Source organism: Allobosea sp. NPDC055332, assembly GCF_053645455.1.
This window is the reverse complement of sequence record NZ_JBSHMO010000004.1, coordinates 374,476-399,005: the sequence shown is the minus strand read 5'-3', so window position 1 is coordinate 399,005 and position 24,530 is coordinate 374,476. Positions and strand designations below refer to the sequence as shown.

Here is a 24,530-nt window from a genome sequence, read left to right as displayed (position 1 = left end):
GTCGTCAAGCTGTCCCGGCGCCGCGGCAATGCTCGCAGCGGCCGACGATCTCGACCACCTGATAGGAGGTCTGGAAGCGGAGTCCCTCGGCCATGCCCTTGATCGCGGCCCGCATCGCTGGCGAGGCATCCTCGTCGACGCCGCCGCAGATTTCGCAGATCAGGAAGGCGACCGCCTCGTTGGCGCCATGGCCATGCGGGCAGGCGATGAAGGCGTTGCGCGAGCTGAGGCGGTGCACGAAGCCCTGCTCGACCAGGAAGTCGAGCGCGCGGTAGATCGAGATCGGCGCGAGCCGGCGCCCGCCCGGCGGCGAGATCCGGTCGGCCAGATCATAGGCGCCGACGGGCTTGTGGTCGGCGTAGAGTGCCTCCAGCGCCTTGCGCCGGATCGGCGTCAGGCGCAGGCCGCGCTCGCGGCAGACCGCCTCGGCACGGGCGAGGCCGGCGGCGGCATGGCGCGAATGATCGTGGGCATGCTGGCAGAGACCATGCTCGTGACCATCAGCGTGATCGTGACCTTCAGGCTGCATTTTCGTCATGTTGCGTTGCAATAGCACATCGGGCACCGTCCTGGTGACCGACGCTCCCTCGCTGGCGCGATGCCAGCCTCCGCCGGTAAGCTAAGCGTTCTCAGGCCAAATGTCAGGAGCCAGCATGTTCCTCAAAGATCGTACCGCCCTTATCACCGGCTCCACCTCCGGCATCGGCCTCGCCTACGCCCGCGCCCTCGCTGCCGAAGGTGCCAATGTCGTGATCAACGGCTTCGGCGAAGCAGACGCGATCGAGAAGGAGCGCGCCGGCATCGAAAAGGACTTCAAGGTCAAGGCGCGCTACTCCGCCGCCAACATGATGAAGCCCGACGAGATCGCCGCCATGGTCGCCGAAGCCGAGAAGGAATTCGGCGCCATCGACATCCTCGTCAACAATGCCGGCATCCAGCATGTCGCGCCGGTCGACGAGTTCCCGATCGAGAAATGGGACCAGATCATCGCGATCAACCTGTCTTCGGCCTTCCACACCACCCGCGCCGCCCTGCCGAAAATGAAGGCGAAGGGCTGGGGTCGGATCATCAACACCGCATCCGCCCACGCCTTCGTCGCCTCGCCATTCAAGTCGGCCTATGTCTCGGCCAAGCACGGCATCGCCGGCTTCACCAAGACGGTGGCACTGGAGGTCGCGACCAACGGCATCACCGTCAACGCGATCGCGCCGGGCTATGTCTGGACGCCGCTGGTCGAAAAGCAGATCCCAGACACGATGAAGGCGCGCGGCCTGACCAAGGAGCAGGTCATCAACGACGTGCTGCTGCTGGCCCAGCCGACCAAGGAGTTCGTCACCGTCGAGCAGGTCGCGGCGCTCGCGGTCTTCCTCTGCACCGATGCGGCGAAATCGATCACCGGCACGACCCTGCCGATGGATGGCGGCTGGACCGCCGCGTGACCGGCCGCAAGCGCAGCCGCGTCCCGCAGGTCAAGGGCCTGGCGGGGCCGAAGGCCGAGAAATCGGTCAACCTCGCGCTCCAGGGCGGCGGCGCGCATGGCGCTTTCACCTGGGGCGTGCTCGACGCCATCCTGGCCGATGGCCGCATCGCCATCGAGGCGATCACCGGTGCCAGCGCCGGCGCGATGAACGCGGTGGTGCTGACCGAGGGCTGGCTCGACGGCGGCATCGACGGCGCCCGCACCGCGCTGGAGAATTTCTGGCGCCGGATCAGCGTCGACGGCAAATATGGCGGCTCGGAGCGCTCGCTGCTCGACACCATGCTCGGCGCCTGGACGGATGGGCGCCCGCCGGGGCTGATCTGGTTCGAGCTGCTCTCGAAGGTGGCGAGCCCCTATGACGTCAACCCGCTCAACATCAATCCGCTGCGCGGGGTCATTGCCGACCTGATCGACTTCGACAAGGTCCAGGGCTGCGCCGACGTCAATCTCTTCATCTCGGCGACTAATGTCCGCACCGGCAAGATCAAGATCTTCACCCGCCAGGAGCTGACCGCCGACCATCTGATGGCGTCCGCCTGCCTGCCGATGCTGTTCCAGGCAGTCGAGATCGGCGGCGAGCCCTATTGGGACGGCGGCTATATGGGCAATCCACCGCTCTTCCCGCTGTTCTACGAAGCGGCCGGCGACGACATTCTTTTGGTCCAGATCAATCCGCTCGAACGCCGCGAATTGCCGACCAATGCCCGCGCCATCCAGGACCGGCTCAACGAGATCACCTTCAACGCCTCGCTCCTGCGCGAACTGCGCGCCATCGACTTCGTCAACCGCCTGCTCGACGACGGCAAGCTCTCGACCGGCGACTACAAGCGCGTGCTGATGCACCGGATCGATGGCGGCCTGCCATTGGCGCAGCTGACCTCCTCGTCGCGCCTCAACTCCGAATGGAATTTCCTGCTCAGCCTGCGCGACCTCGGCCGCACGGCGGCGAAGCGCTGGCTGAAGCGGAATTACGATGCGATCGGGACTCAGGGGACGTTGGATCTGAAGGAGGCGATTTCGTAGGGGGACAAAAACGAGACTGCTTCCGACCTATTACCGATGCCGACGCGGCATGTTTTACAACACCGCACATTGTGACAATCTGGCTCACATGTTGCGGAGCCAAACAATGTTCAGCCGTTTATTGGAACTTCTAAACCCGCTCCACAGCGCAGAAACAATTGCCAAGCGATACTTTCACAGCCCTGGCGTGTCTCAGGGGTTACAGGTTCTGATGGTCCACTTGAAGGGAGAATTGAAAGTCGTCTTTATGATGCCTTCGCCCTCCGACTCCAGCGGTGGTAATTTGGACGGCACACCGATCATTTTACCGTCAGAGAAATTGGACGATATGATCGCGTTTCTCCAAGAATGTCGAGAAATGGCTGCTACATCCAGAAGCTGACCAAGGTCTTCTCCATCACTCAGAAAGTCAGCTTCCGACCCATTGCGATCCATCGTATAAAAGAAGCTGTCCGCCGGCCGCCCTTTTCGCCAGCCGCCACACCGATCTCTTCTTGATCCCGGCATCCTCCCCGCGCCACATCACGGCGCCAGTAGACCGAATAGTCACGCTCACCGCCATTGTCGGCTGCATAGCGCTTTTGCGGCAACCGCGCCTGGGCGTATTGTAAGCCATGCAGCCCTTCGATGTGAGGGGCACCTGATCTTCCAATCGGGAGGATGCCATGGGACGCAAATTCATCGACTGCCGTGAATTCCCGAGCGAGATGAACTGCTCGATCGCGATCGGCGCCGATACCGAGGGCGAACTGCTGGAAGCGGCCGTCCAGCATGCCGTCAAGGTTCACGGGCATCAGGATACGCCCGAATTGCGGGATATGCTCAGGAGCGTCATCAAAGACGGCATGCCCCCGGAGACAGCGCCAAGCCGGGCCGCCTGAGCGGGAGCTTTCGCCGCCTACCGCCCCTAGCCTGCCAATCTCCAGACCGAGCTCTTCTTGATCTCGGCATCCTCCAGCGCGCGCGTCACCGGCACCTGATAGGTCACCACCTCGACGAGCCGGTCCTTCGGCAGATAGCTGCGGCCGGGATCGCCGATCAGCACGGTCGCGCCACGCTGCGACAGGCTTGAGAGCCAGCCGATCACCTGCGCCGCCAATTCGCGCTCATAGCAGATGTCGCCGGCGAGAATGACGTCCCAGCCCTGGTCGAGGCCGAGCAGATCGTCGAGCCAGGCTTCAATCGAGACGCCATTCGCCTGCGCATTGAGCCCGATCGCGGCCGCGGCGAAGGCGTCGATATCGGCTGCGATCACCTCTGCCGCGCCTGCCTTGGCCGCGGCAATTGCGACGAGGCCGGAGCCGCTGGCGAAATCGAGCACACGCCGACCGCGCACGACCTCCGGATGGTCGAGGATATAGCGCGCCAGCGCCTGCCCGCCGGCCCAGGCGAAGGCCCAGAACGGCGGCGGCAGGCCGATCGTCGCCAGCTCGTCCTCGGTCTTCTGCCAGAGCTCGGTCGCCTCCTCAGCGACATGGAGCGCAATCTCAGGCGCATGCGGCACCGGCAACAGCCGCGTATGGGCCCGGATGAAGGCGAGCCGATCCAGCGTCGCATCCGCCTCGTTCACGCGACCAGATCCGCCTGCCGCTGGCCGAGCAGGGCGCGGTAGAGCGCCTTGACGCCGTCCATCACGTCACGCTCGGTGTAGCCCGCGAGCAGGCGCTCGCGGGCGCTCGTCCCCATGCGCTCGACCTGCCCGGGCGAGGCTGCCAGCGTCACCAGTGCCTGCGCCAGCGCGGCGATGTCGTTGGCGGGCACGACGAATCCGTCCTGGCCGGTGCGGACGAAGGAGCGGCAACCTGGCACGTCGGTGGTCAGCAGCGCCCGCCCGCAGGCGGCGCCTTCCAGCAAGGTCCGCGGCAGACCCTCGCCACCGCGCGAGGGCAGGCAGCAGACATGGTGCTTGCGCCAGACATCCTCGATGTCGCGCGTCGGCCCGGCCCAGTTGATACCCGGTCGCGCCGACCATTCCCGCAAGGTCGCCTCCGGCACCGCCTTGGGGTTGGACGGGTCCGGCGCACCGTGCAGGGTGAGCTCGACGCGCGCGCCCTGCTTGCGCGCCAGCGTCACCGCCTCGACGGCAAGGTCGACGCCTTTCGACCAGAGCATGCGGGCGACGAGCGCGACCTTGAGCGGCGGCTGCAGCAGCATCGGCTCGGGCATCAGGATCAGCGGATCGACCCCGGCGCCGCCGACGATCGCGACCTTGCCGGCATCGGCAGGATCGAGCCCGAGCGTCAGCGGATCGTCGGGGTTTTCGAACAGGAAGCGGACATTTGGCCCGTCGATCGCTTCACGCAGCCAAAGCTTCGTCGCCAGCCGCACCGCATCGGCAGCTGCGCCCTCGCGCGCGCCGAGGAAGCCGAGCCCGGTCAGGGCATAAACCCGCCGCTCGACCCCGGCGAGGCGCCCGGCGAGACCGGCGAGCGCGATCGGCTTCAGCGCGATGCAATGCAGGATGTCGGGCTTCTCTCGCTCGATCAGGCGCTTCAGGGCGATGATCTGCTTGACCAGCGCCACCGGAGAGAGCGAGCGCCGCTCCGCCTCGAGCGCGATCAGCCTTGCGCCTGTCGCCTCGATTGCCTTGCGATGATTGCGCTCCCTGGCAATCACGGCGACGTCGAGCCCCATCTCCGCCGCGGCGCGCGCCATCGGCAGGAAATGCGAGGCGAAGAACCAGTCCTCGGTGGCGACGAACAACAGCTTATGGCGGGCCATGGCGCGCATCAGGCCGATGCCGCGTCGAAAAGCAAGCGCATAAGAAAGCCATGAGGCAGGGCCGCCATGCCCTGCGGTTGCTGGACGCATGACCATGCGCTTGCGAAAAGGAGGCGAGGCTTCCCTCTCCAGCGAGACAAGACATGGACAATCGCAATGACCTCTGGCGTCACGTCGACGCCAGCAAAGAGCGCTTCATCGAACTCAGCGACCGGGTCTGGGCCATTCCCGAGGTCTGCTACACCGAGAAGCGCTCGGTCGCCGAGCATGTCGCCGAGCTCCAGCACCAGGGCTTCCGGATCACCGAAAACGTCGCCGATATCCCGACAGCGGTGATCGGCGAGGCCGGCGAAGGCGGCCCGGTCATCGCCTTCCTCGGCGAATATGACGCCCTGCCCGGCCTCAGCCAGGAATCCGGTGTCGCCAAGCACAGCGAGATCGAGACCGGCGGCCACGGCCATGGCTGCGGCCACAACCTGCTCGGCTCGGCCGCTCTGCTGGCTGCGACCGCGATGAAGAACTGGCTCGCCGAGAACAAGCTGCCCGGCCGCGTCCGCTATTATGGCTGCCCGGCCGAGGAAGGCGGCGCCGCCAAGGCCTTCATGGTCCGCGCCGGCGCCTTCAAGGATGCCGACATCGCCATCTCCTGGCACCCGAGCAGCTTCTGGGAGGTCACCCCGCCGCTTTCGCTGGCCAATACTCGCGCCGATTTCATCTTCACCGGCCGCGCCTCACATGCTGCCGCCTCGCCCGAGCTCGGCCGCAGCGCCCTCGACGCCGTCGAATTGATGAGCGTCGGCGTCAACTATATGCGCGAGCACATGCCGAGCGACGCCCGCGTCCATTACGCCTTGCTCGACACCGGCGGCATCGCCCCCAACGTCGTCCAGGCCCATGCCCGCGTGCGCTATTCGATCCGCGCCCGCGACCTGCCGGGGATGCTGGAGCTGGTCGGCCGCGTCAAGAAGATCGCCGAAGGCGCCGCGCTGATGACCGAGACCACGATGGAGATGAAGATCGTCTCCGCCGTCTCCAACGTCGTCGGCAACGGCCCGCTGGAGCAGGCGCTGCAGGGCATCATGGAAGATCTCGGCCCGCCGCATTTCGACGACGCCGACAAGGAATTCGCCCGCCAGATCCGCGCAACCCTGTCGCAGAAGGACATCGCCGCTGTCTGGCGCGCGATCGGCGTGCAGAAGACCGATGCCGAGCTCGCCGATTTCACCGTGCCGCTCGACTCCCCGCGCAACCCGGCGATCGGCTCGACCGATGTCGGCGACGTCAGCTGGGTCGTCCCGACCGTGCAGGCGCATGCGCCGACCGTCGCGATCGGCACGCCCTTCCACACCTGGCAGGTGGTGGCACAGGGCAAGATGCCGGCGGCGCACAAGGCGATGGTCCAGGTCGCCAAGGCGATGGCGGCGACCGGCGCTGCCGTGCTGACCGACCCGGCGCTGATGGCCGCTGCCAAGGCCGATTTCCAGAAGCGCGTCGCGGCCGATGGCGGCTATACCTCGCCGGTTCCCGCCGAGGTGAAGCCCCCGCTGACCATGTCGACCGGCGGCTGAGGAGCCCTCGGACGTCAAAAAAGCCCGCCGGGCGAACCGGCGGGCCAGGATGTCGGGCCGGGGAGGAAGGCCCTGGGAGAAGCTCAGTCGTAAGTGCGGCAGACGCGGCGGGTGCCGATGACCTCGCCGTAATAGTTGACGCGATCGACGAAGTGGCAGCGGCGAACCGGAGCATAGGCCGGTGCGTAGCCATCGTCGTAATAGCCGTAGGCGGGACCGCTGGCAGCGCCGGCGGCAAGGGCGCCGAGGGCAAGCGCACCGACGACGCCGGCGCCGATCGCAGCGCCACGATAATAGCGCGGGCGCGCCTCGGCATCAGAGGCGGCGAAAACGGAAGCGCCGATCGCAAGGGCGGCAAGGGCGGCGGCGAAGCTCTTCTTGGTACGGGTCATGTTCGTTCTCCGATTGGATAGCCGGGTGGCGAACGGTTCGCCATGCACCAGGCTTGTCGGCCGCAGGGCCGGAATCGCGCGGTTCGCATAAAAAATTCCCGAAATGCCGTCAGGTTCCGTGTCCGCGCTGGCTCGCAGCTCTTGTCGGCAGGTGCCGGATGTCGTCGGATCAACCCTGTCTCAACGGAGAAGGCCCGTCATGACGATCGCACGGCTAGCCCTGGCCACCGGCTTTGCGACCCTGCTCGCAGCGCCCCTGCACGCCGAGCAGTGGACGAGCAGCTATACGACTCATGACTACGCCAAATGCCGCAAGGACAAGGGCAATGGCGATCCGGTCGCGATCCATCGCTGCCCGGGCAAGCCGGGCTTCACGGTGATCTGGACTGCTGGTGACGATTCATCCGCGGTCGAGTTCGGTGCCAAGGCGCTGCAGGAGACGATCTCGGACAAGGCCGCCTTCTTCGAGGTTGGCAGGACGATCGAATGGCGCGGACCGAAAGCTGCGCGACCGCAGGCGGCGATCGTGCGCTACGCTACTGGCGCAAGCGTCGGCAAGCTGGACGGCAGCCGGCTCGTCGTCTACCGGCTCGCGCCCGATGCTGCCTCCTGCATCATCGGCAGTGTCGACGCCCGCAAGCCGGACGCCAATGCGACGGCCCGTCGCCTCGCCGACGAGAAGGCAGCGGGCTTCCGTTGCGGCCAGGACGCCCGCACCGAGGATTGAGGCCTCAACCGTAGAGATATTTGGGCAGCCAGAGCGCGATGCCGGGGAAAACGTAGACCACGACCATCGCCACCAGCACGATCCAGAGGAACGGCATCACGCCCGAGAAGATCTGGTTGATGGTGACATGCGGCGGCGCGATGCCCTTCAGGTAGAACGGCGCCATCGCCACCGGCGGCGACAGGAACGAGGTCTGGATGTTCAGGGCAATCAGAATGCCGAAGAACAGCGGATCGATCTTGAAGAACTCGAGCAGCGGCAGGAAGATCGGCACGAAGATCACGATGATCTCGGTCCATTCCAGCGGCCAGCCGAGCACGAAGATGATCAGCTGCGCCACGATCAGGAACATGGTCGGCGACAGGTTGAGCGCCGTGACCAGGTTCTTGATCGGCTCGTGACCGCCAAGGATGGCGAAGATCGACGAGAAGATGAACGAGCCGACGAAGAGCCAGCACACCATGGCCGAGGTCCGCGCCGTCAGGATCACCGATTCCTTGACCTTGCCGAAGGAGAGCGAGCGATAGGCGGCGGCGAGGATCAGGCTGCCGAGCGAGCCGACGGCGGCCGCCTCGGTCGGTGTCGCCAGGCCGAAGAAGATGCAGCCCAGCACCGACATGATCAGGATGGTGAGCGGGAAGAAGCTGGTGACGAGCGCCCAGAGCACGCTCGTCCACGGAACGTCGGTCTGCTCCTTCGGCAGCTTCGGCGCCAATGCCGGGTTGAGCCAGCAGCGGATCAGCACATAGAGCATGTAAAGCCCCGCCAGCAGCAGGCCGGGGAAGAGCGCGCCGGCATAGAGCTTCGGCACCGAGACGCCGGCGGTCGCGCCGTAGAGGATCAGCATCACCGAAGGCGGAATCAGGATGCCGAGGCAGCCACCGGCACAGACCACGCCGGCCGAGAGCTTGACGTCGTAGCCGGCCCGCAGCATCGCCGGGAAGGCGAGCAGCCCCATCAGCGTTACCACCGCCCCGACGATTCCGGTCGCCGTCGCGAAGATCGCGCAGGTCGCCAATGTGGCAATGGCGAGAGAGCCTGGAACGTTACCGAGCGCGAGCTGGATCGAGTGGAACAGCCTGTCGAGGATGTTCGCCCGCTCGATGATGTAGCCCATGAAGATGAAGAGCGGGATCGAGACCAGGACGTCGTTGGCCATCACCGAATAGGTGCGCTGGACCACGAGGCTGAACACGGTGTCGCCCATCGCCCAGTAGCCGAAGCCGACGCCCAGCGCCATCAGCGTGAAGGCGATCGGGAAGCCGAGCATAATGAAGAAGATGAACAGGACGAGCATCACCACGCCCAGTTCCGGATTGCCCATGCCCAGCATCAGACCGTCTTCCCCGCATCCGGCGCGCCTTGGGCGGCAGCCTGTTCGAGAATGAGCTTCTCGGTTTCCTCGACATCGTGCAGCCGCGGCGGCCATTCGCCGGTGCGTAGGCAGACGGCGCAGCGCGCTACCTCGGCCAGTCCCTGCACCGTCATCAGCACGCCGGCGATCGGAATCAGCGTCTTGAAATGGTAGAGCGGCGGGCCGCTCGGCGAGTTCGAGGAGTGCTCCTTGATCATCCAGGAGAAGGCCGCGAATTTGTAGCCAGCCCAGGCGAGCGCAATGATGCCGGGGAAGAAGAACAGGAAGTAGAGCGCAAGATCGAGCTTGGCTTGCGTGCGCGGGCTCCATTCACGGTAGAGGAAATCGCCGCGCACATGCGCATTGCGGGCGAGCGCGTAAGGCCCGGCCAGCATGAACAGCGTGCCGTAGAGGATATAGCTGACGTCGAAGGCCCATTCGGTCGGCGCCCGCAGCGCATAGCGCGAGAAGACCTCGTAGCTGATCGCCAGCGTCAGGATCAGGATCGTCCAGCCGGCGAGCTTGCCGATGGCGGTGTTGAGCTTGTCGATCGCGAGGATCAGTTTCATCCGCGTCCGCTGCCTGCTGTTCCGAGATTGGCAAGGAACGCCCGCCATCCCGGGGGATGGCGGGCGCGACTCCACAAAGGCGGCGGTCCTTAGGTCTTGAAGAAGTGGTTGAAGGCGAGATCGCGCGAAGGCTCGTTGACGCGCTGATAGGACACGGTGCGCTTGACCCAGTCCTTCTGGCTGTCGACCACCTTCTTGAAGAAGGCGTTCTCGGCGCCGAGCTTCTCCAGCACCTTGTCCCAGGCGGCGAGCTGCGCCTTCAGGATCGCTTCGGGCGTCGCGACCACATTGACGCCCTTGCCCCGCAGCATCTCGAGATCCTTGGAATAGCGATCGAGCGCCTTCCAGATCATGTCGGAGGAGGCGGACTCGGCTGCGTACTTCACGATCGCCTTCTGCTCGGGCGAGAGCGCGTCGAACTTGGTCTTGTTGAAGAGCAATTCGAAGCTCTCCGCCGCCTGGTGGTAGCTCTGCAGCATGTAGACCTTGGCAACGTCCTGGAAGCCGAGGATCGAATCCGAGGACGGATTGTTGAACTCGGCGCCGTCGATGACGCCGCGCTCCAGCGCCGGCACGATTTCGCCGCCGGCGAGGATGGTGACCGCCGCGCCCATCTCGCGCATCAGATCGGCGGCGAGGCCGACAGTGCGGTATTTCAGGCCCTTGAAGTCATCGGCGGTCTTCAGCTCCTTCTTGAACCAGCCGAGCGGCTGGCACGGCATCGGCCCGGAAAAGAAGCCGACCAGATTGAGCTTGAGCTGGTTCTGGACGAGGTCGTTGTAGAGATCGTAGCCGCCGCCATGGTTCATCCAGCCGAGGAAGTTGGTGGCGTCCCAGCCCAGGGCCGGCGGCGTGCCGAACAGCGAGAACGCCTTGTTCTTGCCGTACCAATAGGCCGAGACGCCGTGGCCGCCGTCGAGGATGCCGGCCGCGACCGCGTCCTGCATCTGGAAGGCCGGCACCACCGCGCCGGCAGCGAGCACGTCGATCTTCAACCGTCCGCCGGACATGTCGTTGATGCGTTTGGCGAAATCGCCGGCGAACTCATGGAAGATGTCTTTGGTCGGCCAGGTCGACTGAAACTTCCAGGTCACGGTCTGCGCCCGGCTGACCTGCGGCATCGCAATGGCGGCGGCGCCTGCAAGTCCGGCCACTTTCAGGAAATTGCGCCTGTTGGCGCGCGTCTTCGTCGCTTCGGACGTCATGGTTCTCTCCCCAGAGAAATGGCGCCGTTGAGGCCGGCGAGCATTGTTTGCGGCTCTATCGGCCGCCAGCCTTCAACGTTTCGGCGACGCGGGGAGATGGCAAGTCGGAAGGTTGTAGCACTTTAGTTGCACGCGAAGCGCGTGCTGTTCCCATATGGAACGAGTGCTATTCCCTTGCGGAAACAACGGGCGCCGTGCGCCACTGCACCAAAGAAAACGGCGCCGCACGAGGTGCGACGCCGTCATCGATCGACCAATTTCGATCGCGAATTCGTGGTCAGCGGCGCTTACCGGCGACCCGCATCTCCATGTACTGCACGGCTTCGAGCAGGACGCGGCGCGGCCGCTCGGCATCGCGCTTGGCCTGCTCGGCCTTGCGCTGCACCTCGCGTTCGATCTCGGCCTGACGCTCAGCTTCCTCACGCGCGGCGCGCTCGATGGCGGCGATACGCTCGGCTTCCAGGCGCTCCGCTTCCTTCTTGGCATCGCGCTCGGCCCGCGCGGCGGCGATCGCCTCGCGCTCGGCCCGACGCTGCACCATCACCGGATCATCCGGCCCGGGGCGCTTCTTGAAGCGCTCGAGCAGGGCCTTCTTCGCATTGGCGGAGTTGGCCTGGCGGTCGGTGAAATGGCGGTCGTTCGGATTCTTCAAGGTTGGCCTTCAGGAGTTGCTCGGGCGAGAATGCCGCCCGCGCGCTGCAAATAGGGCAGTGCGCGGGAGTTTTGTAGTGAAATCAGCGCGGGGCCGCTGCGCCGGCAGCGCGGGGCTTCAGCACCTTCGGCTTCGGCGCAGCGATCAGGCCTTCGCGCTGGGCCTGCTTGCGGGCGAGCTTGCGGGCGCGGCGCACGGCCTCGGCCTTCTCGCGGGCGCGCTGCTCGGACGGCTTCTCGTAGGAAGCGCGACGCTTCATCTCACGAAACACGCCTTCGCGCTGCAATTTCTTCTTCAGAACGCGAATGGCCTGATCGACATTGTTGTCGCGCACGAGAACCTGCATCCGATGCTCCAGATCGAATCGTTGGGAAGGAAAAAGGGCCAGGCTGAGCCCGACCCTTGATGAATTCGCGCCCCCGGTAACAGAAATCGGCGGCCAGCGCCACCCCCTATCGCGTCCCACCACGCGCATGGCGAACCCGCATCGCCTTGCGCTCCTTGGCAGGGGGCACTCCGCCATGCACCCTTGAGCCGCCTTCGATCGCATCGGACGCCATGGATCCGCAAGCCGCCAACGAACTCTTCCCCCATATCCGCATCGTCATCGGCATGGTGGTCGGTCTGGGTATCACCCGGCTGCTCACCGGCGTTGCCCGGCTGATCCAGCATCCCAAGCGCTACCGCCTGTCGGCGATCCACCTGCTCTGGGTTTTTTCCCTGCTGGTCGAGCTCGCCCTGTTCTGGTGGTGGGAGTTTGCGCTGTCCCGACTGCCGAGCCTGACCTTCGGCACCTTCCTCTTCCTGATCGGCTATGCGCTGACGCTCTTCCTGCTCTGCGCGCTGCTGTTCCCGGACGATCTCGACGAGTATGCCGATTACGAGGACTACTTCCTCAATCGTCGGCGCTGGTTCTTCGGATTGTTCGCGCTGACCTTCGTTCTCGATGTCGTCGACACCGCCCTGAAGGGCCCGGCACGCTGGAGCCATTACAGCGCCGACTACCTCGTCCAGGTCCCACTCGGCCTCGGCCTCTGCCTGGCCGCCTCGCTCTGGGCGAACAAGCGCCTGCAGCTCGGGACGGCGCTGCTGCACATTGCCTACCAGGCCTACTGGATCGTCCGCGTGCTCAACGCACCGGTTTAAACCAGCCCATGCAGCCGCAGGCGCAGCAGGATTGCACCTGTGCTGCTTTACAACGCCGGCGATTTGGCCAAGGAACGGCGCCGGGCGTCGTCGTGCCGCCTTGAAGCCCGGTCCCGCTCGTGAACCTGCCTGTCCTCGATCAGTTCCGCCGCATCGTCGTCAAGGTCGGCTCCTCCCTGCTCGTCGACCGGGCGCAGGGTCGCCTGCGTCATGCCTGGCTCGCCGCGCTCGCCGAGGACCTCGCCGAATTGCATGGCCGCGGCGCCGATGTGCTCGTCGTCTCCTCCGGTGCGATCGCGCTCGGCCGCACCGTGCTGAAACTGCCGGCCGGCCCGCTCAGGCTCGAGGAAAGTCAGGCCTCCGCCGCGGTCGGCCAGATCGCGCTCGCGCGCAACTGGTCGGAAGCGCTCGGCCATCACGGCCTCAACGCCGGCCAGATCCTGCTGACGCTCGCCGATACCGAAGAGCGCCGGCGCTACCTCAACGCCCGCGCAACGCTCGGCCGGCTGCTCGACCTGCGTGCCGTCCCCGTCATCAACGAGAACGACACCGTCGCCACCTCCGAGATCCGCTATGGCGACAATGACCGGCTGGCCGCCCGGGTCGCCACCATGGCCGGCGCCGATCTCCTGGTGCTGTTCTCCGACATCGACGGCCTCTACACCGCCCCGCCTTTGTCCAGCCCGGACGCGCAGCATATCCCGGTCATACCGGCGATTTCGCCCGCGATCGAGGCGATGGCCGGCGGCGCCGCCTCCGAACTCTCGCGCGGCGGCATGCGTACCAAGATCGAGGCCGGCAAGATCGCGACCGCCGGCGGCGCCCATATGCTGATCGCCGATGGCCGCGCCAAGAACCCGCTGCGCGCCGTCAGTGAGGGTGCGCGCTGTTCCTGGTTCCTCAGCGCCTCGACACCCGCCACGGCGCGCAAGACCTGGATCGCCGGCTCGCTCGAACCGCGCGGCACGCTCCATGTCGACGACGGCGCCGCCCGGGCACTGCGCGGCGGGGCGAGCCTGCTGCCGGTCGGCGTCACCCGGGTCGAGGGCGCCTTCAGCCGCGGCGACGCGGTGATGATCCGCGCCGGTGACGGCAGCGAGCTCGGTCGCGGCCTCGTCGCCTATGACGCGGACGAGGCGGCGCGCGTGCTCGGCAAGGCCTCGCGCGAGATCGAGGCGGTGCTCGGCTACCCCGGCCGCGCCGAGATGATTCACCGGGACGACATGGCGCTGCGCCTCGGCTACGATCCCGATGCGTAAGCAAAGTTCAGGGCGGCGATGACCCAAGAGAACGCAAGGCGCGTCCCCGCGCCCGACAATGAGAACGGCGACGTCGCCGCGCTGATGCGCGGACTCGGCCGGGCCGCTCGCTCCGCGGCGCGCCGAGTCGGAACCGCACCGACGCAGCAGCGCAACCACGCGCTCGCGGCGATGGCGGTGGCACTGCGCGAACGCGCGCCGGCGATCCTTGCCGCCAACCGCCAGGACCTGGCCGACGCCCGCTCCGCTGGCCTCATCGCCTCCTTCATCGATCGCCTCACTCTCGACGAGGCCCGCCTCGAAGCGGTCGCCGAGGCCGTCGCCGGCATCGCCGGCCTGCCCGATCCGGTCGGCCGCGTACTGGCGAGCTGGACGCAGCCCAACGGCTTGCTCTTCGAGCGCATCGCCACCCCGCTCGGCGTCGTCGCCGTGATCTTCGAGAGCCGCCCCAACGTCACGGCGGACGCCGGCGCGCTCTGCCTGAAGAGCGGCAATGTCGCGATCCTGCGTGCCGGCTCTGACAGCTTCCGCAGCTCCAGCGAGATCGCCGCCGCCATGCAGGATGGACTCGCCGCGGCCGGCCTGCCGCGCGAGGCGATCCAGCTGGTGCCGAGCCGCGACCGCGCCGCTGTCGGCGAGATCCTCAAGGGGCTTGGCGGCACTGTTGACGTGGTCGTGCCGCGTGGCGGCAAAAGCCTGGTCGCACGCGTGCAGCAAGAGGCGCGCGTGCCGGTCTTCGCCCATCTCGACGGCAACAACCATGTCTACGTCCACGGGCAAGCCGATCTCGCCATGGCCCGCGCGATCCTGCTCAACGCCAAATTGCGCCGCACCGGCGTCTGCGGCGCCGCCGAGACGCTGCTGGTCGACGAGGCCTGCGCCGCGACACATCTGCGGCCGCTGGTTACCGCCTTGCTCGACGAAGGCTGCGCCGTGCGCGGCGACGAGGCGACGCTCCCCCTCGATCAGCGCATCACGCCGGCAAGCGAGGAGGACTGGCGCACCGAGTATCTCGACCGCATCATCGCGGTGAAGCTCGTGCCCGGTCTCGATGCCGCCATCGCCCATATCGAGACCTATGGCTCGCACCATACCGATGCGATCGTGACGGCGGACGAGACCGCCGCCGTCCGCTTCCTCGCCGAGGTCGATTCAGCGATCGTCCTGCACAACGCCTCGACCCAGTTCGCCGATGGCGGCGAATTCGGCTTCGGTGCGGAAATCGGTATCGCCACCGGCCGCATGCATGCGCGCGGCCCTGTCGGCGTCGAGCAGCTCTGCTCCTTCAAGTACCGGGTTCACGGCCAGGGTCAGGTACGCCCGTGAGCGCCGAAGAGCTGCGCCTGCCGCCGCACGCCCCCGGTCTGCGCATCGGACTGTTCGGCGGCACCTTCAACCCGGCCCATGATGGCCATCGCATGGCGAGCCTGACGGCGCTGCGCCGGCTCCAGCTCGACCGTGTCTGGTGGCTGGTCACGCCGGGCAACCCACTGAAGGACAATCACGCCTTGCCACCGCTGGCGCAGCGCATCGCCCAGGCCCGCGCCCTCGCCGATCACGGCCACATCAATGTCACCGGCATCGAGGCGACCTTACGCACCCGCTACACCGCCGACACGCTGCGCCAGCTGATGCGCCGCTGCCCAGGTGTGCGCTTCGTCTGGATCATGGGCTCGGACAATCTGGCGAATTTCCACCGCTGGAACGAATGGCGCACGATCGCCCGGATGATGCCGATCGCCGTGATCGATCGCCCCGGCTCGACGCATCGTTCGATTGCGTCCCCCGCCGCCAACTGGATGGCGCGCTGGCGATTGTCGGAGAATCAGAGCGCGGCTCTGCCGGTGCGAACCCCGCCGGCCTGGATCTTCCTGCACGGCCGGCGTTCCGACTTGTCCTCGACCTATCTGCGCGAACTTGCCGAAACCAATTGAATTCGACCCCTCCGGCGCTTAAATTGGGCATGTCGCGTCCTGAGCGCGTCGTCACGTGAGGATACGGCTCTGAACCGTCAATCCATCGGCGAAGCCGGCACCGAGCCGCTTCCCCCGGCCGCCATGACCGAGAACCCCGCCGCGAACAGCATCGCGCTCGCCCTCAAGGTCCTGGACGACATGAAGGCCGAGGACGCCACCGTGATCGACCTCGTCGGCAAGACCTCACTGGCAGACGCCATGATCATCGCCTCCGGCCGGGTCAACCGTCACGTCGCCTCGATCGCCGACAGCCTGGTCGAAGCCTTCAAGAAGGCCGGCCATGAGACCCCCAAGGTCGAGGGCTTTCCCGCCTGCGACTGGGTGCTGATCGACACCGGCGACCTGATCATCCACATTTTCCGGCCGGAAGTGCGCCAATTCTACAATCTCGAGAAGATGTGGGGCGCCGACCGGCCGCGCGAGCGCCTCGTCGGCTAAGATCCGCCCCTCATGCGTTTGTCGGTCATCGCGGTCGGCCGCCTCAAGGACGGGCCGGAGCGCGATCTTTGCGCCCGCTATCAGGAGCGGGCGCAAGGGCTTGCCCGCGGGCTCGGCCTGAGCGGTCCTGAGGTCATCGAGCTTGCCGAAGGCCGTGGCCGCCGCACCGAGGAGCGCCGCCGCGAGGAAGCGAAGCTGATCGGCGAGCGCCTGCCGCCCTCCGGCCTCCTCATCGCCCTGGACGAGCGTGGCAAAAGCCTCGACAGCGACGCCTTCGCGAACCGCCTCGCCGCCGCACGCGATGCTGGAACGCCCGCCGCGACGCTGCTGATCGGCGGCGCCGACGGGCTCGACGCCGAACTGCGCGAGCGCGCCGCGCTGGTGCTGTCCTTCGGCGCCCTGACGATGCCGCATCAGATCGTGCGTGCGCTCGTGCTCGAACAGCTCTATCGAGCGATGACGATCATGGCCGGACATCCCTATCATCGCGCATGACCCGCCGCTCCCGGCTGATTCGACACGCTCCTCCACTCCGGCTCTGGCTGGCGCTGCTCTGCGCCTGCCTGCCGGCCAGCCTAACTGTCGCCCAGAACGCTCCTTCCCCCGAATCGGAGCAAGCCACCCGCGACACCGAGCAGAAGCGTGAGGAAAAGCGCGCCCGCGAGGCCGAGCTCAAGGCGATCGAGGAGCGGCTCGCCGGCAATGCCGATGCCCGCGTGAAGCTCGAAGCCGAGATCGCCGGCATCCGCGCCGATCGGACCAAGCTCAACCAGGCCCTGCTCGATACGACCGCTCGCACGCAAGCCGCCGAAGGCCGCGTCGCCGGGATCGAGCAGCGGCTTTCCCTGCTGCAGACGAGCGAGACCGCGATCCGGCGCTCGCTGGAGAGCCGGCGCGGCCTGATCGGCGAGGTGCTGGCCGCGCTGCAGCGCATCGGCCGCCGGCCTCCGCCGGCAGTGCTGGTCCGGCCGGAGGACATCCTCGAGGCCGTGCGCGCCTCGATGCTGCTCGGCGCGGTCGTGCCCGACCTGCGTCAGGAGATCGCCATCCTCGGCACCGATCTTGCCGAACTCGTGCGCCTGCGCGAGCGCATCGCCGATGAGCGGAAGGCCATCGCCGGCGAAATGGAAGGGCTGGCCGGCGAACGCCAGCGCCTCGCCTCGCTGATCGAGGCCAGGCGCAGCCGCGAGACCAGCGCCGCCCAGGACATCGAGACGCAGCGCGCCGCCGGCAGCGAGCTCGCCGCGCAGGCCAAGTCCCTGCGCGACCTCGTCGAGCGCATCGAGAAGGACATCTCCGCCACCACCCGTGCCGCCGAGGCTGCCCGTCGCGCGCTTGAAGCCGAAACACAGGAGCAGCGCCAGCGCATGGCCCAGCTCGCCTTCCGCGATCCGGCCCGGCTCGCGCCCAAGGCGGCCTTCCAGGAACTGCGCGGCATGCTGCCTCTGCCGGTCGCCGGTTCACAATTGCGTGGATTTGGCGCGGCTGACGAAGTTGGCGCCGCAACCCGTGGAATTTCGCTTTCCACCCGCCCCGGCGCCGTGGTTTCGTCACCTTCCGATGGCTGGGTGGTCTATGCGGGGCCGTTCCGCTCCTTTGGCCAACTCTTGATCCTCAATGCCGGCAATGGTTACTATGTTCTTCTGGCGGGCATGCAGCGCATCGATGTGTCGTTGAACCAGTTTGTGCTGGCCGGAGAGCCGGTTGCGGTGATGGGCGAGACCGCGGAAGCGGCCGCGACGAATGTGGGAGCGGGGACCGGCGAGCCGGTCCTCTATGTCGAGTTCAGGAAAGACGGCGTCTCGATCGATCCGACGCCGTGGTGGACGAAATCGCAAGGCGAAAAGGTTCGCGGATGATGCGCAAGGTTTCTCTCGTTCTGGTCGGCGCCATCGCCGGCGCGGGGCTCACCGGTGTGGTGACCCAGACCAAGCTGCTCTCCTCGACCAGCGCGGTCGCGGCTTCGGCCGAGGTTTATCGCAGCCTCAATCTCTTCGGCGACATCTTCGAGAAGATCCGCACCGACTATGTCGAGAAGCCCGACGAGCAGAAGCTGATCGAGGCCGCGATCAACGGCATGGTCTCGTCGCTCGATCCGCACTCGGCCTATCTCGACGCCAAGAGCTTCCGCGACATGGACATCGACATGCGCGGCCAGTTCGGCGGGCTCGGCATCGAGGTGACGATGGAGGACGGTGTCCTCAAGGTCGCCAAGCCGATCCGCGACACGCCAGCGTCCAAGGCCGGCATCCTGGCCGGCGACATCATCCGCCAGATCGACGGCGACGAGGTCAAGGGCCTCAGCCTCAACCAGGCCGTCGAGAAGATGCGCGGCATCATCAACACGCAGGTGAGGCTCAAGATCGAGCGCGCCGGCAAGACCGAGCCGCTGGAGTTCACCCTGACCCGGTCCAACATCGTCGTTCCGGCGGTGGAGGAACGCGTCGAGGGCGATGTCGGCTATATCCGCATCGGCACCTTCAGCGAGCAGACCTATGAGGGCCTGCGCAAGGCGCTCGACAAGATCAATGCCGAGATCGGTTTCGACAAGGTCAAGGGCTACATCATCGACCTGCGCAACAACCGCGGCGGGCGCCTCGACCAGTCCGTGCTGGTCTCGGACGCCTTCCTCGAGCGCGGCAAGATCGTCTCGACCCGCGGCCGCAATGCCGAGGAGACCCAGGTCTTCAACGCCAAGTCGGGCGACCTGACCAAGGGCAAGCCCGTCGTCGTGCTGATCAACGGTTCCTCGGCCTCCGCCGCCGAGATCGTCGCCGGCGCCCTGCAGGACCATAAGCGCGCCACCGTCATGGGCTCGCGCTCCTTCGGCAAGGGTTCGGTCCAGACCGTCATCCGCCTCGGTGATAATGGCGGCCTGCGTTTGACCACGGCGCGCTACTACACCCCGTCCGGCAACTCGATCCAGGCCAAGGGCATCACGCCCGATATCGAGATCATCCAGGACGTGCCGGCCGAGCTGAAGGACAAGGTCGAGAACAAGGGCGAGGCTTCGCTCAAGGGCCATCTGCGCAATGGCGACGGCAAGGAGGAACAGGCCGGCTCGCCGTCCTATGTCCCCATTGATCCGACCAAGGACACCCAGCTCACCGCGGCGCTCAACCTGCTGCGCGGCAAGAAGGACGTGGCCTTGCCTGCCACTCCGGCGCCTGCCCCGGCACCCGCTCCGGAAGCCGGGAAGTCCAACTGAGCCAGGGGCTTTTCTGCCCAACAGCTCGGCACTTGTGCAACGGCCGCAGGAGATTGTTTTCCCTGCGGCCGATTGACGATTGATTCCGGCCCGAATCATCCGACTCTAGCACTGCGAACTGATTCGCATCTGTGATGACGTCGAAGAGGACGGCGCTTCTTGGCCGGATTGCCGCTCAGCGAACTCGACCAGCCGCTCGGGCAGGCGAAGCGCGCGCGCGCGCAAAAGCCTTATGGGCGCTGGCTGTGGCGCGGCCTGACCAGCGCACTGCTCGTCATCTTTGCGGGGCTTGCGCTCTATGCGGCGCTCCGACGCGACCCCAATGGTGGCGAGCCGATCGCGATCGCCGTGATCCGCGAGCGCACTCCTGCTCCCGATATCGCCAAGGCTCCGCCTGAACCCGCCACACGCGACGACAGGCGCGGCCCTGCCAGCGCCAGCCAGCTCGAGACCGAATCCGGCGTCACCGTGGTCCGACCGGGCTCCGAGGCCCCCGGCGCGATCATCATCACCGTCCCCGATGACGGCACGATCAAACTGGCGCCAGCGCCCGACAAGCGCCTGGTCGAGCGCACCCGGCATGGTCTACTGCCGAAGATCGGCCCTGACGGCGCGACGCCGGCACAGGTCTATGCCCGCCCGCTCGGGCCTGCTCCTGCCACCAAGCCGGCCGGCCGGATCGCCATCCTCGTCGGCGGCCTCGGCATCAGCCAGAGCTCGACCAGCGAGGCGATCGCGCGCCTGCCGGGGCCGGTCTCGCTCGCCTTCGCCCCCTATGGCGCCGAGCTCGAGAAGACCGTGCAGCGCGCCCGCAGCGAAGGCCATGAGGTCTTCCTGCAGGTGCCGATGGAGCCGTTCGACTATCCCGACAACGATCCCGGCCCGCACACCCTGCTCACCGGGCCGAAGGGCACCGACAATCTCGACCGGCTGCAATGGGTGCTCGGCCGCTTCTCCGGCTATGTCGGCGTCGTCAACTTCCTCGGCGGCCGGCTGACCTCGGACGACATGGCCCTGACCCCGCTGCTGCGCGAGCTCGCCGGGCGCGGATTGATGGTGGTCGACGACGGGTCCTCGCCGCGCAGCCTGCTCGCCTCGGCAGCATCCAGGGCCCAGATTCCGGCGCTCAAGGCCGATCTTGCCCTCGATACCGTCCCGCGCGCCGAGACAATCGACAAGGAACTGCAGCGCCTCGAGACCCTCGCCCGCGATCAGGGCGCCGCCGTCGCCATTGCCAGCGCCCTGCCCGTCACTGTCGAGCGCATCACGCGCTGGGCTCGCACGCTCGAGGCGAAGAACCTCGTGATCGTTCCGGTCAGCGCCGCCCGCGGCTTCCGCAATCCCTCCACCACCGGCTCGCTGCGATGACGAAACCTCCCGCTGGCTACCGTCCCTGCGTCGGCCTTGCCCTGTTCAACCCCCAGGGCCTCGTCTTCATCGGCCGCCGCGCCAATCGCAGCCAGCGCGAGCATGTCGCGCCGGGCCATGAATGGCAGATGCCTCAGGGCGGCATCGATGCCGGCGAGCAGCCGATCGAGGCCGCCTATCGCGAACTGCGCGAGGAGACCAATGTCGCTTCGGTTTCGCTGCTTGCCGAGGCGCCGGACTGGCTGAGCTACGACCTGCCGCACGAGATCGGCAAGGAGGCCTGGCGCGGCCGCTATCGCGGCCAGTCGCAGAAATGGTTCGCCTTCCGCTTCGACGGCGATGAGAGCGAGATCAATATTCTCAACCCTGCCGGTGGCCACAAGCCGGAGTTCGACGCCTGGCGCTGGGTTCCGCTGGCGGAGACGCCGGAGCTGATCATCCCGTTCAAGCGCGATGTCTATCGCGAGGTCGCGCGCCTGTTCGCAGGAGTAACCGCACGATGAGCACCCGGCGCCGGCGGCGGGACCGTCACGAAACCCTTACATGGCGCCCCGATTCTGTGCCGATGACCGATTCGGTGCAGAGACTCTACGCCGCCGTCCTCTCGGCTCGCAGCCGCGATCCCGCCCTGTCACGAACCGCCAAGCTGATCCGCGAAGGCGCTCCGAAAATGGCCAAGAAGCTCGGCGAGGAGGCGGTCGAGGTCGGCATCGAGGCGGTGCAGAACAACCGCCCGGCGGTGGTCCGCGAAAGCGCCGATCTCATCTACAACCTCGTCGTGCTGTGGAGCGAGCTCGGCATCACGCCCGGAGAGATCTGGCGTGAGATGGACCGGCGCGAGGAGCTCTACGGCATCGCCGAAAAGCTGCCGAAATCCAGGCAGCGCGGCCAGCGCACGGCCGCATCGGACAGCCGGACGGCCGAGGACAGCTCGCGGCAGGACGCCTTGCAGCCGCTCCTGCTGCACGGCAAGCATGGCTGACGGCCTCCTCGTAGCCGCCCTGTTCAGGGGCCGACAAGAAAGCGAAGGAAGTCGGCAGACGGGGCTTGCCAAGCGCGGCGCGAGCCTTTAAGTCGGCTTTCGTCAGCCGCAGGCGGCCTTCAAAACCGCTTCGCTGACATGCGCCCGTAGCTCAGCTGGATAGAGCATCAGACTACGAATCTGAGGGTCAGAGGTTCGAATCCTTTCGGGCGCGCCATTCTTCTCGACCAGACGAGAAAACTGCCGGCAAATGATCTGAGCATCATCCGCCGCGCATCTCCGCCAGCGGGCCTTCTAAGCCGCTGATCCCGGCCTCCTTTCACTGACAGAAACCGCGCAACACAATCGCGCACGGGTTCCCAGCTTGATGAGGTTCCGCTCCCGGCGCCGGGCGGATTCGAACGCCCGCTTCAGGCTCGGCCCGCTAGGATCAAGGGCGGGCGATCAGCCTTTCAGCGCCGACTGCACGCGTCCACCGCGATGATCTTTGCCCATCAGCCGATGGGGTTTTGCGCTGCCATGAACGCTCCGAAGTACGTTGCAAGAGCCGCGTGATCATCGAGCGGTAATACATTGGCGACATACTGATCAGGGCGCACGACCACCAGGCAGCCACGCTCGCGGTCGATGCCGCGCAGGTCGAAGATGTCCTGGCGGCCGTGCAGGGCAGGACAGAAGACCTTCTCATAGTCGATCAGGCCGAGCCGGCCCTTGTGGGGCAGGAGCAAGCTCGGCAAGGCATCGACGGCGACGTCGCGATGGGCCTGCTGAAGGATCGCGCGCAGGTCGATGACCGCATCGACATCGTCACCGGGCCGCGTGTGTCGCCGCAGGGGTGACAAGGGCGAATCCGCGAGGAAGTCGCACAGGGCACGCAGGCGCGACGTGCCCGAAGAGGGATCGGTGCGGTCGGCGAAAGCGTAGAGACGCCAGCGGCCATCGGCCTGCGCGACATGGCCGAGCTCGACCGGCTTGGCGTCGCCGAGTCGGATCACCGGCGCAGACTGGAAGCGCGCGCCGATCGGCAATCCTGTCGCGAGGCCGGCATGGGTTGGCTCGCCCGTCAGGGTCGAGGGTGCGTAGCGGGTCGCGGTTCCCGCGGTGTAGCGGCCATGCCTGACGAAATAGGCCTCGACCTCCTTGGGATCGACGCCGTCGCCGGTCTCGGTAGTCTTCAGGGGGGCACTGAGCATCTTCGCCCATTCGCGATCGAAATCGATCAACTCCTTGGCGATCGCCTGACGTTCAGCGGAGTAGCTGTGCAGGAGCTCCGGCGGGCAGTGCCCGCGCAGGACCGCGGCCAGCTTCCAGCCGAGATTGAAGGCGTCCTGCATCGAGACGTTCATGCCCTGGCCGGCCTTCGGGCTGTGGGTATGACAGGCATCGCCGGCGATGAAGACCGACGGCAGGCGCCGCCCGGCCTTATCCGCAGGCACGTCGTCGAACTTGTCGCAAAGGCGCTGGCCGATCTCGTAGACCGACCACCAGGCGACCTCCTTCACCTCGAAGGTATAGGGGCGCAGGATGCGCTGCGCCGCAGCGATGAGATGCTCCACGCCGATATTGCGGCTCGCGACCCGCTCGTTCGTGGCGAGCTTGTCGAGCTCGACATAGATGCGGATCAGATAGCCGCCTTCGCGCGGGATGATGATGATCGTGCCTTCGCCGGCGGACTGGATCAGCGCCTTCAGCCGGACGTCCGGGAAGTCAGTGACGGCCAGGACATCCATGACACCCCAGGCCTGGTTGGCGGAATCGCCCTGCAAAGTGCGCCCGATCGATTTGCGCACGACGCTGCGGGCGCCGTCACAGCCGACGACATAGCGCGCTTTGACGGTCTCGATCTTTCCCTCATGCGCGGGATCGAGCCGCTCCAGCTGCACGGTAACCGGATGCGATGACCCGTTGTCGATCTGGAGATCGATGAGGCGCCGGGAATAGTCCGGCTCCAGCCGGCTCGGCGAGCGCCGCATGACGTCAAGGAAGAAGTCGTGGATCCGTGCCTGATTGAGAATCACATGCGGGAATTCGGAGAGCCCGTCCTCGACATCCTGGATCCGGCCGCTGCGGGTGATCGCCTCCGGCCGTGCCGCGTCGGGCTTCCAGAACACCGTCTCGTTGACCCAGTAGCTCTCCTTGAGCACCCGCTCGGAGAAGCCGAAGGCGTCGAACATCTCGATGGTGCGGCAGGCGATGCCGTCAGCCTGCCCGAGCTCCAGAGGTCCTGGCTTCTGCTCGACGATCCGCGTCGTGATCTCGGGAAAGGCGGCCAATTGCGCCGCCAGCGTCAGGCCGGCCGGGCCGCAGCCGACGATGAGGACATCGACGTTTTGCGGCAGGGAGGCGCCGGTCGAGGAAGCGGCGAGATCAGTGGCAGGCTCGGAAACGCCGGGATCGCCGGTCCGAAAACCGTTGAGATGGAATTGCATGAGGCCACCTTCTGCGAGGCAGGACGGATTGAG

The 24,530-nt window shown here is 66.5% G+C and carries 27 protein-coding genes and 1 tRNA gene; 18 read left to right on the top strand and 10 right to left on the bottom strand.

Annotated elements, in window-relative coordinates; genetic code table 11:
* Nucleotides 1-4 precede the first annotated feature (4 nt).
* Nucleotides 5-538, bottom strand: coding sequence for a transcriptional repressor (locus tag ACWIGM_RS23490; protein WP_454028386.1), 534 nt, complete (start codon nucleotides 536-538; stop codon nucleotides 5-7).
* 115 nt (nucleotides 539-653) lie between these two features.
* Between ACWIGM_RS23490 and ACWIGM_RS23485 the strand changes: the two genes are divergently transcribed.
* The 4 genes from ACWIGM_RS23485 to ACWIGM_RS23470 all read left to right on the top strand — a co-directional run bounded on the left by ACWIGM_RS23485 (nucleotide 654) and on the right by ACWIGM_RS23470 (nucleotide 3,384).
* Complete coding sequence (locus tag ACWIGM_RS23485) at nucleotides 654-1,439, top strand: 3-hydroxybutyrate dehydrogenase (RefSeq protein WP_454028385.1); 786 nt, start codon at nucleotides 654-656, stop codon at nucleotides 1,437-1,439.
* Nucleotides 1,436-2,503, top strand: coding sequence for a patatin-like phospholipase family protein (locus ACWIGM_RS23480; protein ID WP_454028384.1), 1,068 nt, complete (start codon nucleotides 1,436-1,438; stop codon nucleotides 2,501-2,503). Before ACWIGM_RS23485 ends, ACWIGM_RS23480 begins: the two co-directional genes overlap by 4 nt.
* A gap of 106 nt (nucleotides 2,504-2,609) precedes the next feature.
* Nucleotides 2,610-2,885, top strand: a complete 276-nt coding sequence (locus tag ACWIGM_RS23475) for a hypothetical protein (protein WP_454028383.1) — start codon at nucleotides 2,610-2,612, stop codon at nucleotides 2,883-2,885.
* A gap of 283 nt (nucleotides 2,886-3,168) precedes the next feature.
* The gene (locus tag ACWIGM_RS23470) at nucleotides 3,169-3,384 is read left to right on the top strand and encodes a DUF1059 domain-containing protein (RefSeq protein ID WP_454028382.1); all 216 of its coding nucleotides are present in this window, start codon (nucleotides 3,169-3,171) and stop codon (nucleotides 3,382-3,384) included.
* A 26-nt stretch (nucleotides 3,385-3,410) separates the two neighbouring features.
* On the opposite strand, the gene ACWIGM_RS23465 is transcribed toward ACWIGM_RS23470, so the two are convergent.
* Together ACWIGM_RS23465 and ACWIGM_RS23460 are read right to left on the bottom strand one after the other, a co-directional pair.
* Nucleotides 3,411-4,073 (bottom strand): class I SAM-dependent methyltransferase, encoded by a 663-nt coding sequence (locus ACWIGM_RS23465; RefSeq protein ID WP_454028381.1) that lies wholly within the window; start codon nucleotides 4,071-4,073, stop codon nucleotides 3,411-3,413.
* Nucleotides 4,070-5,224: a glycosyltransferase family 4 protein gene (locus ACWIGM_RS23460; RefSeq protein WP_454028380.1), complete on the bottom strand. Its 1,155-nt coding sequence runs from the start codon at nucleotides 5,222-5,224 to the stop codon at nucleotides 4,070-4,072. The genes ACWIGM_RS23465 and ACWIGM_RS23460 overlap by 4 nt, the downstream gene beginning before the upstream one ends.
* 143 nt (nucleotides 5,225-5,367) lie before the next feature.
* Between ACWIGM_RS23460 and ACWIGM_RS23455 the strand changes: the two genes are divergently transcribed.
* The gene (locus tag ACWIGM_RS23455) at nucleotides 5,368-6,792 is read left to right on the top strand and encodes a M20 family metallopeptidase (protein ID WP_454028379.1); all 1,425 of its coding nucleotides are present in this window, start codon (nucleotides 5,368-5,370) and stop codon (nucleotides 6,790-6,792) included.
* Nucleotides 6,793-6,875: 83 nt separating this feature from the next.
* Here ACWIGM_RS23455 and ACWIGM_RS23450 read toward each other — a convergent pair whose 3' ends face one another.
* Nucleotides 6,876-7,184, bottom strand: a complete 309-nt coding sequence (locus ACWIGM_RS23450) for a hypothetical protein (RefSeq protein ID WP_454028378.1) — start codon at nucleotides 7,182-7,184, stop codon at nucleotides 6,876-6,878.
* A 199-nt stretch (nucleotides 7,185-7,383) separates the two neighbouring features.
* Between ACWIGM_RS23450 and ACWIGM_RS23445 the strand changes: the two genes are divergently transcribed.
* The gene (locus tag ACWIGM_RS23445) at nucleotides 7,384-7,911 is read left to right on the top strand and encodes a hypothetical protein (protein ID WP_454028377.1); all 528 of its coding nucleotides are present in this window, start codon (nucleotides 7,384-7,386) and stop codon (nucleotides 7,909-7,911) included.
* Between the two features lie 4 nt (nucleotides 7,912-7,915).
* Here ACWIGM_RS23445 and ACWIGM_RS23440 read toward each other — a convergent pair whose 3' ends face one another.
* The 5 genes from ACWIGM_RS23440 to rpsU all read right to left on the bottom strand — a co-directional run bounded on the left by ACWIGM_RS23440 (nucleotide 7,916) and on the right by rpsU (nucleotide 12,037).
* Nucleotides 7,916-9,235, bottom strand: coding sequence for a TRAP transporter large permease (locus ACWIGM_RS23440; protein WP_454028753.1), 1,320 nt, complete (start codon nucleotides 9,233-9,235; stop codon nucleotides 7,916-7,918).
* Nucleotides 9,236-9,243: 8 nt separating this feature from the next.
* Nucleotides 9,244-9,834, bottom strand: a complete 591-nt coding sequence (locus ACWIGM_RS23435; protein WP_454028376.1) for a TRAP transporter small permease subunit — start codon at nucleotides 9,832-9,834, stop codon at nucleotides 9,244-9,246.
* Between the two features lie 89 nt (nucleotides 9,835-9,923).
* Nucleotides 9,924-11,039 (bottom strand): TRAP transporter substrate-binding protein, encoded by a 1,116-nt coding sequence (locus tag ACWIGM_RS23430; protein ID WP_454028375.1) that lies wholly within the window; start codon nucleotides 11,037-11,039, stop codon nucleotides 9,924-9,926.
* Between the two features lie 277 nt (nucleotides 11,040-11,316).
* Nucleotides 11,317-11,691: a DUF6481 family protein gene (locus ACWIGM_RS23425; RefSeq protein ID WP_454028374.1), complete on the bottom strand. Its 375-nt coding sequence runs from the start codon at nucleotides 11,689-11,691 to the stop codon at nucleotides 11,317-11,319.
* Between the two features lie 82 nt (nucleotides 11,692-11,773).
* Nucleotides 11,774-12,037 carry a 30S ribosomal protein S21 gene (gene rpsU / locus ACWIGM_RS23420; RefSeq protein ID WP_110489825.1) on the bottom strand — a complete coding sequence of 88 codons (264 nt, stop codon included), beginning with the start codon at nucleotides 12,035-12,037 and terminating at the stop codon, nucleotides 11,774-11,776.
* A gap of 212 nt (nucleotides 12,038-12,249) precedes the next feature.
* On the opposite strand from rpsU, the gene ACWIGM_RS23415 reads away from it, so the two are divergent.
* The 12 genes from ACWIGM_RS23415 (at nucleotide 12,250) to ACWIGM_RS23360 (ending at nucleotide 22,285) form a co-directional block, all read left to right on the top strand.
* Entirely contained in the window at nucleotides 12,250-12,837 is a 588-nt protein-coding gene (locus tag ACWIGM_RS23415) for a hypothetical protein (RefSeq protein ID WP_454028373.1), read from the top strand.
* 119 nt (nucleotides 12,838-12,956) lie between these two features.
* Entirely contained in the window at nucleotides 12,957-14,096 is a 1,140-nt protein-coding gene (gene proB, locus ACWIGM_RS23410; protein WP_454028372.1) for a glutamate 5-kinase, read from the top strand.
* An 18-nt stretch (nucleotides 14,097-14,114) separates the two neighbouring features.
* A complete protein-coding gene (locus tag ACWIGM_RS23405) occupies nucleotides 14,115-15,422 on the top strand; it encodes a glutamate-5-semialdehyde dehydrogenase (RefSeq protein ID WP_454028371.1) in 1,308 nt (435 codons plus the stop codon).
* Nucleotides 15,419-16,030 carry a nicotinate-nucleotide adenylyltransferase gene (locus ACWIGM_RS23400; RefSeq protein ID WP_454028370.1) on the top strand — a complete coding sequence of 204 codons (612 nt, stop codon included), beginning with the start codon at nucleotides 15,419-15,421 and terminating at the stop codon, nucleotides 16,028-16,030. The genes ACWIGM_RS23405 and ACWIGM_RS23400 overlap by 4 nt, the downstream gene beginning before the upstream one ends.
* 123 nt (nucleotides 16,031-16,153) lie before the next feature.
* Nucleotides 16,154-16,510, top strand: coding sequence for a ribosome silencing factor (gene rsfS, locus ACWIGM_RS23395; protein WP_454028369.1), 357 nt, complete (start codon nucleotides 16,154-16,156; stop codon nucleotides 16,508-16,510).
* 12 nt (nucleotides 16,511-16,522) lie between these two features.
* Entirely contained in the window at nucleotides 16,523-17,005 is a 483-nt protein-coding gene (rlmH, locus tag ACWIGM_RS23390) for a 23S rRNA (pseudouridine(1915)-N(3))-methyltransferase RlmH (protein ID WP_454028368.1), read from the top strand.
* Nucleotides 17,002-18,369, top strand: coding sequence for a murein hydrolase activator EnvC family protein (locus tag ACWIGM_RS23385; RefSeq protein ID WP_454028367.1), 1,368 nt, complete (start codon nucleotides 17,002-17,004; stop codon nucleotides 18,367-18,369). The genes rlmH and ACWIGM_RS23385 overlap by 4 nt, the downstream gene beginning before the upstream one ends.
* Entirely contained in the window at nucleotides 18,369-19,718 is a 1,350-nt protein-coding gene (locus ACWIGM_RS23380) for a S41 family peptidase (RefSeq protein ID WP_454028366.1), read from the top strand. Before ACWIGM_RS23385 ends, ACWIGM_RS23380 begins: the two co-directional genes overlap by 1 nt.
* 159 nt (nucleotides 19,719-19,877) lie before the next feature.
* Entirely contained in the window at nucleotides 19,878-21,086 is a 1,209-nt protein-coding gene (locus ACWIGM_RS23375) for a divergent polysaccharide deacetylase family protein (protein ID WP_454028365.1), read from the top strand.
* Nucleotides 21,083-21,589: an RNA pyrophosphohydrolase gene (locus ACWIGM_RS23370; RefSeq protein WP_454028364.1), complete on the top strand. Its 507-nt coding sequence runs from the start codon at nucleotides 21,083-21,085 to the stop codon at nucleotides 21,587-21,589. The genes ACWIGM_RS23375 and ACWIGM_RS23370 overlap by 4 nt, the downstream gene beginning before the upstream one ends.
* A gap of 62 nt (nucleotides 21,590-21,651) precedes the next feature.
* Nucleotides 21,652-22,068 carry a phosphoribosyl-ATP diphosphatase gene (gene hisE / locus ACWIGM_RS23365; protein ID WP_454028363.1) on the top strand — a complete coding sequence of 139 codons (417 nt, stop codon included), beginning with the start codon at nucleotides 21,652-21,654 and terminating at the stop codon, nucleotides 22,066-22,068.
* A gap of 140 nt (nucleotides 22,069-22,208) precedes the next feature.
* Nucleotides 22,209-22,285 (top strand) — tRNA-Arg (locus ACWIGM_RS23360).
* A gap of 277 nt (nucleotides 22,286-22,562) precedes the next feature.
* Here ACWIGM_RS23360 and ACWIGM_RS23355 read toward each other — a convergent pair.
* Nucleotides 22,563-24,497, bottom strand: coding sequence for an FAD-binding monooxygenase (locus tag ACWIGM_RS23355; protein WP_454028362.1), 1,935 nt, complete (start codon nucleotides 24,495-24,497; stop codon nucleotides 22,563-22,565).
* Nucleotides 24,498-24,530 lie beyond the last annotated feature (33 nt).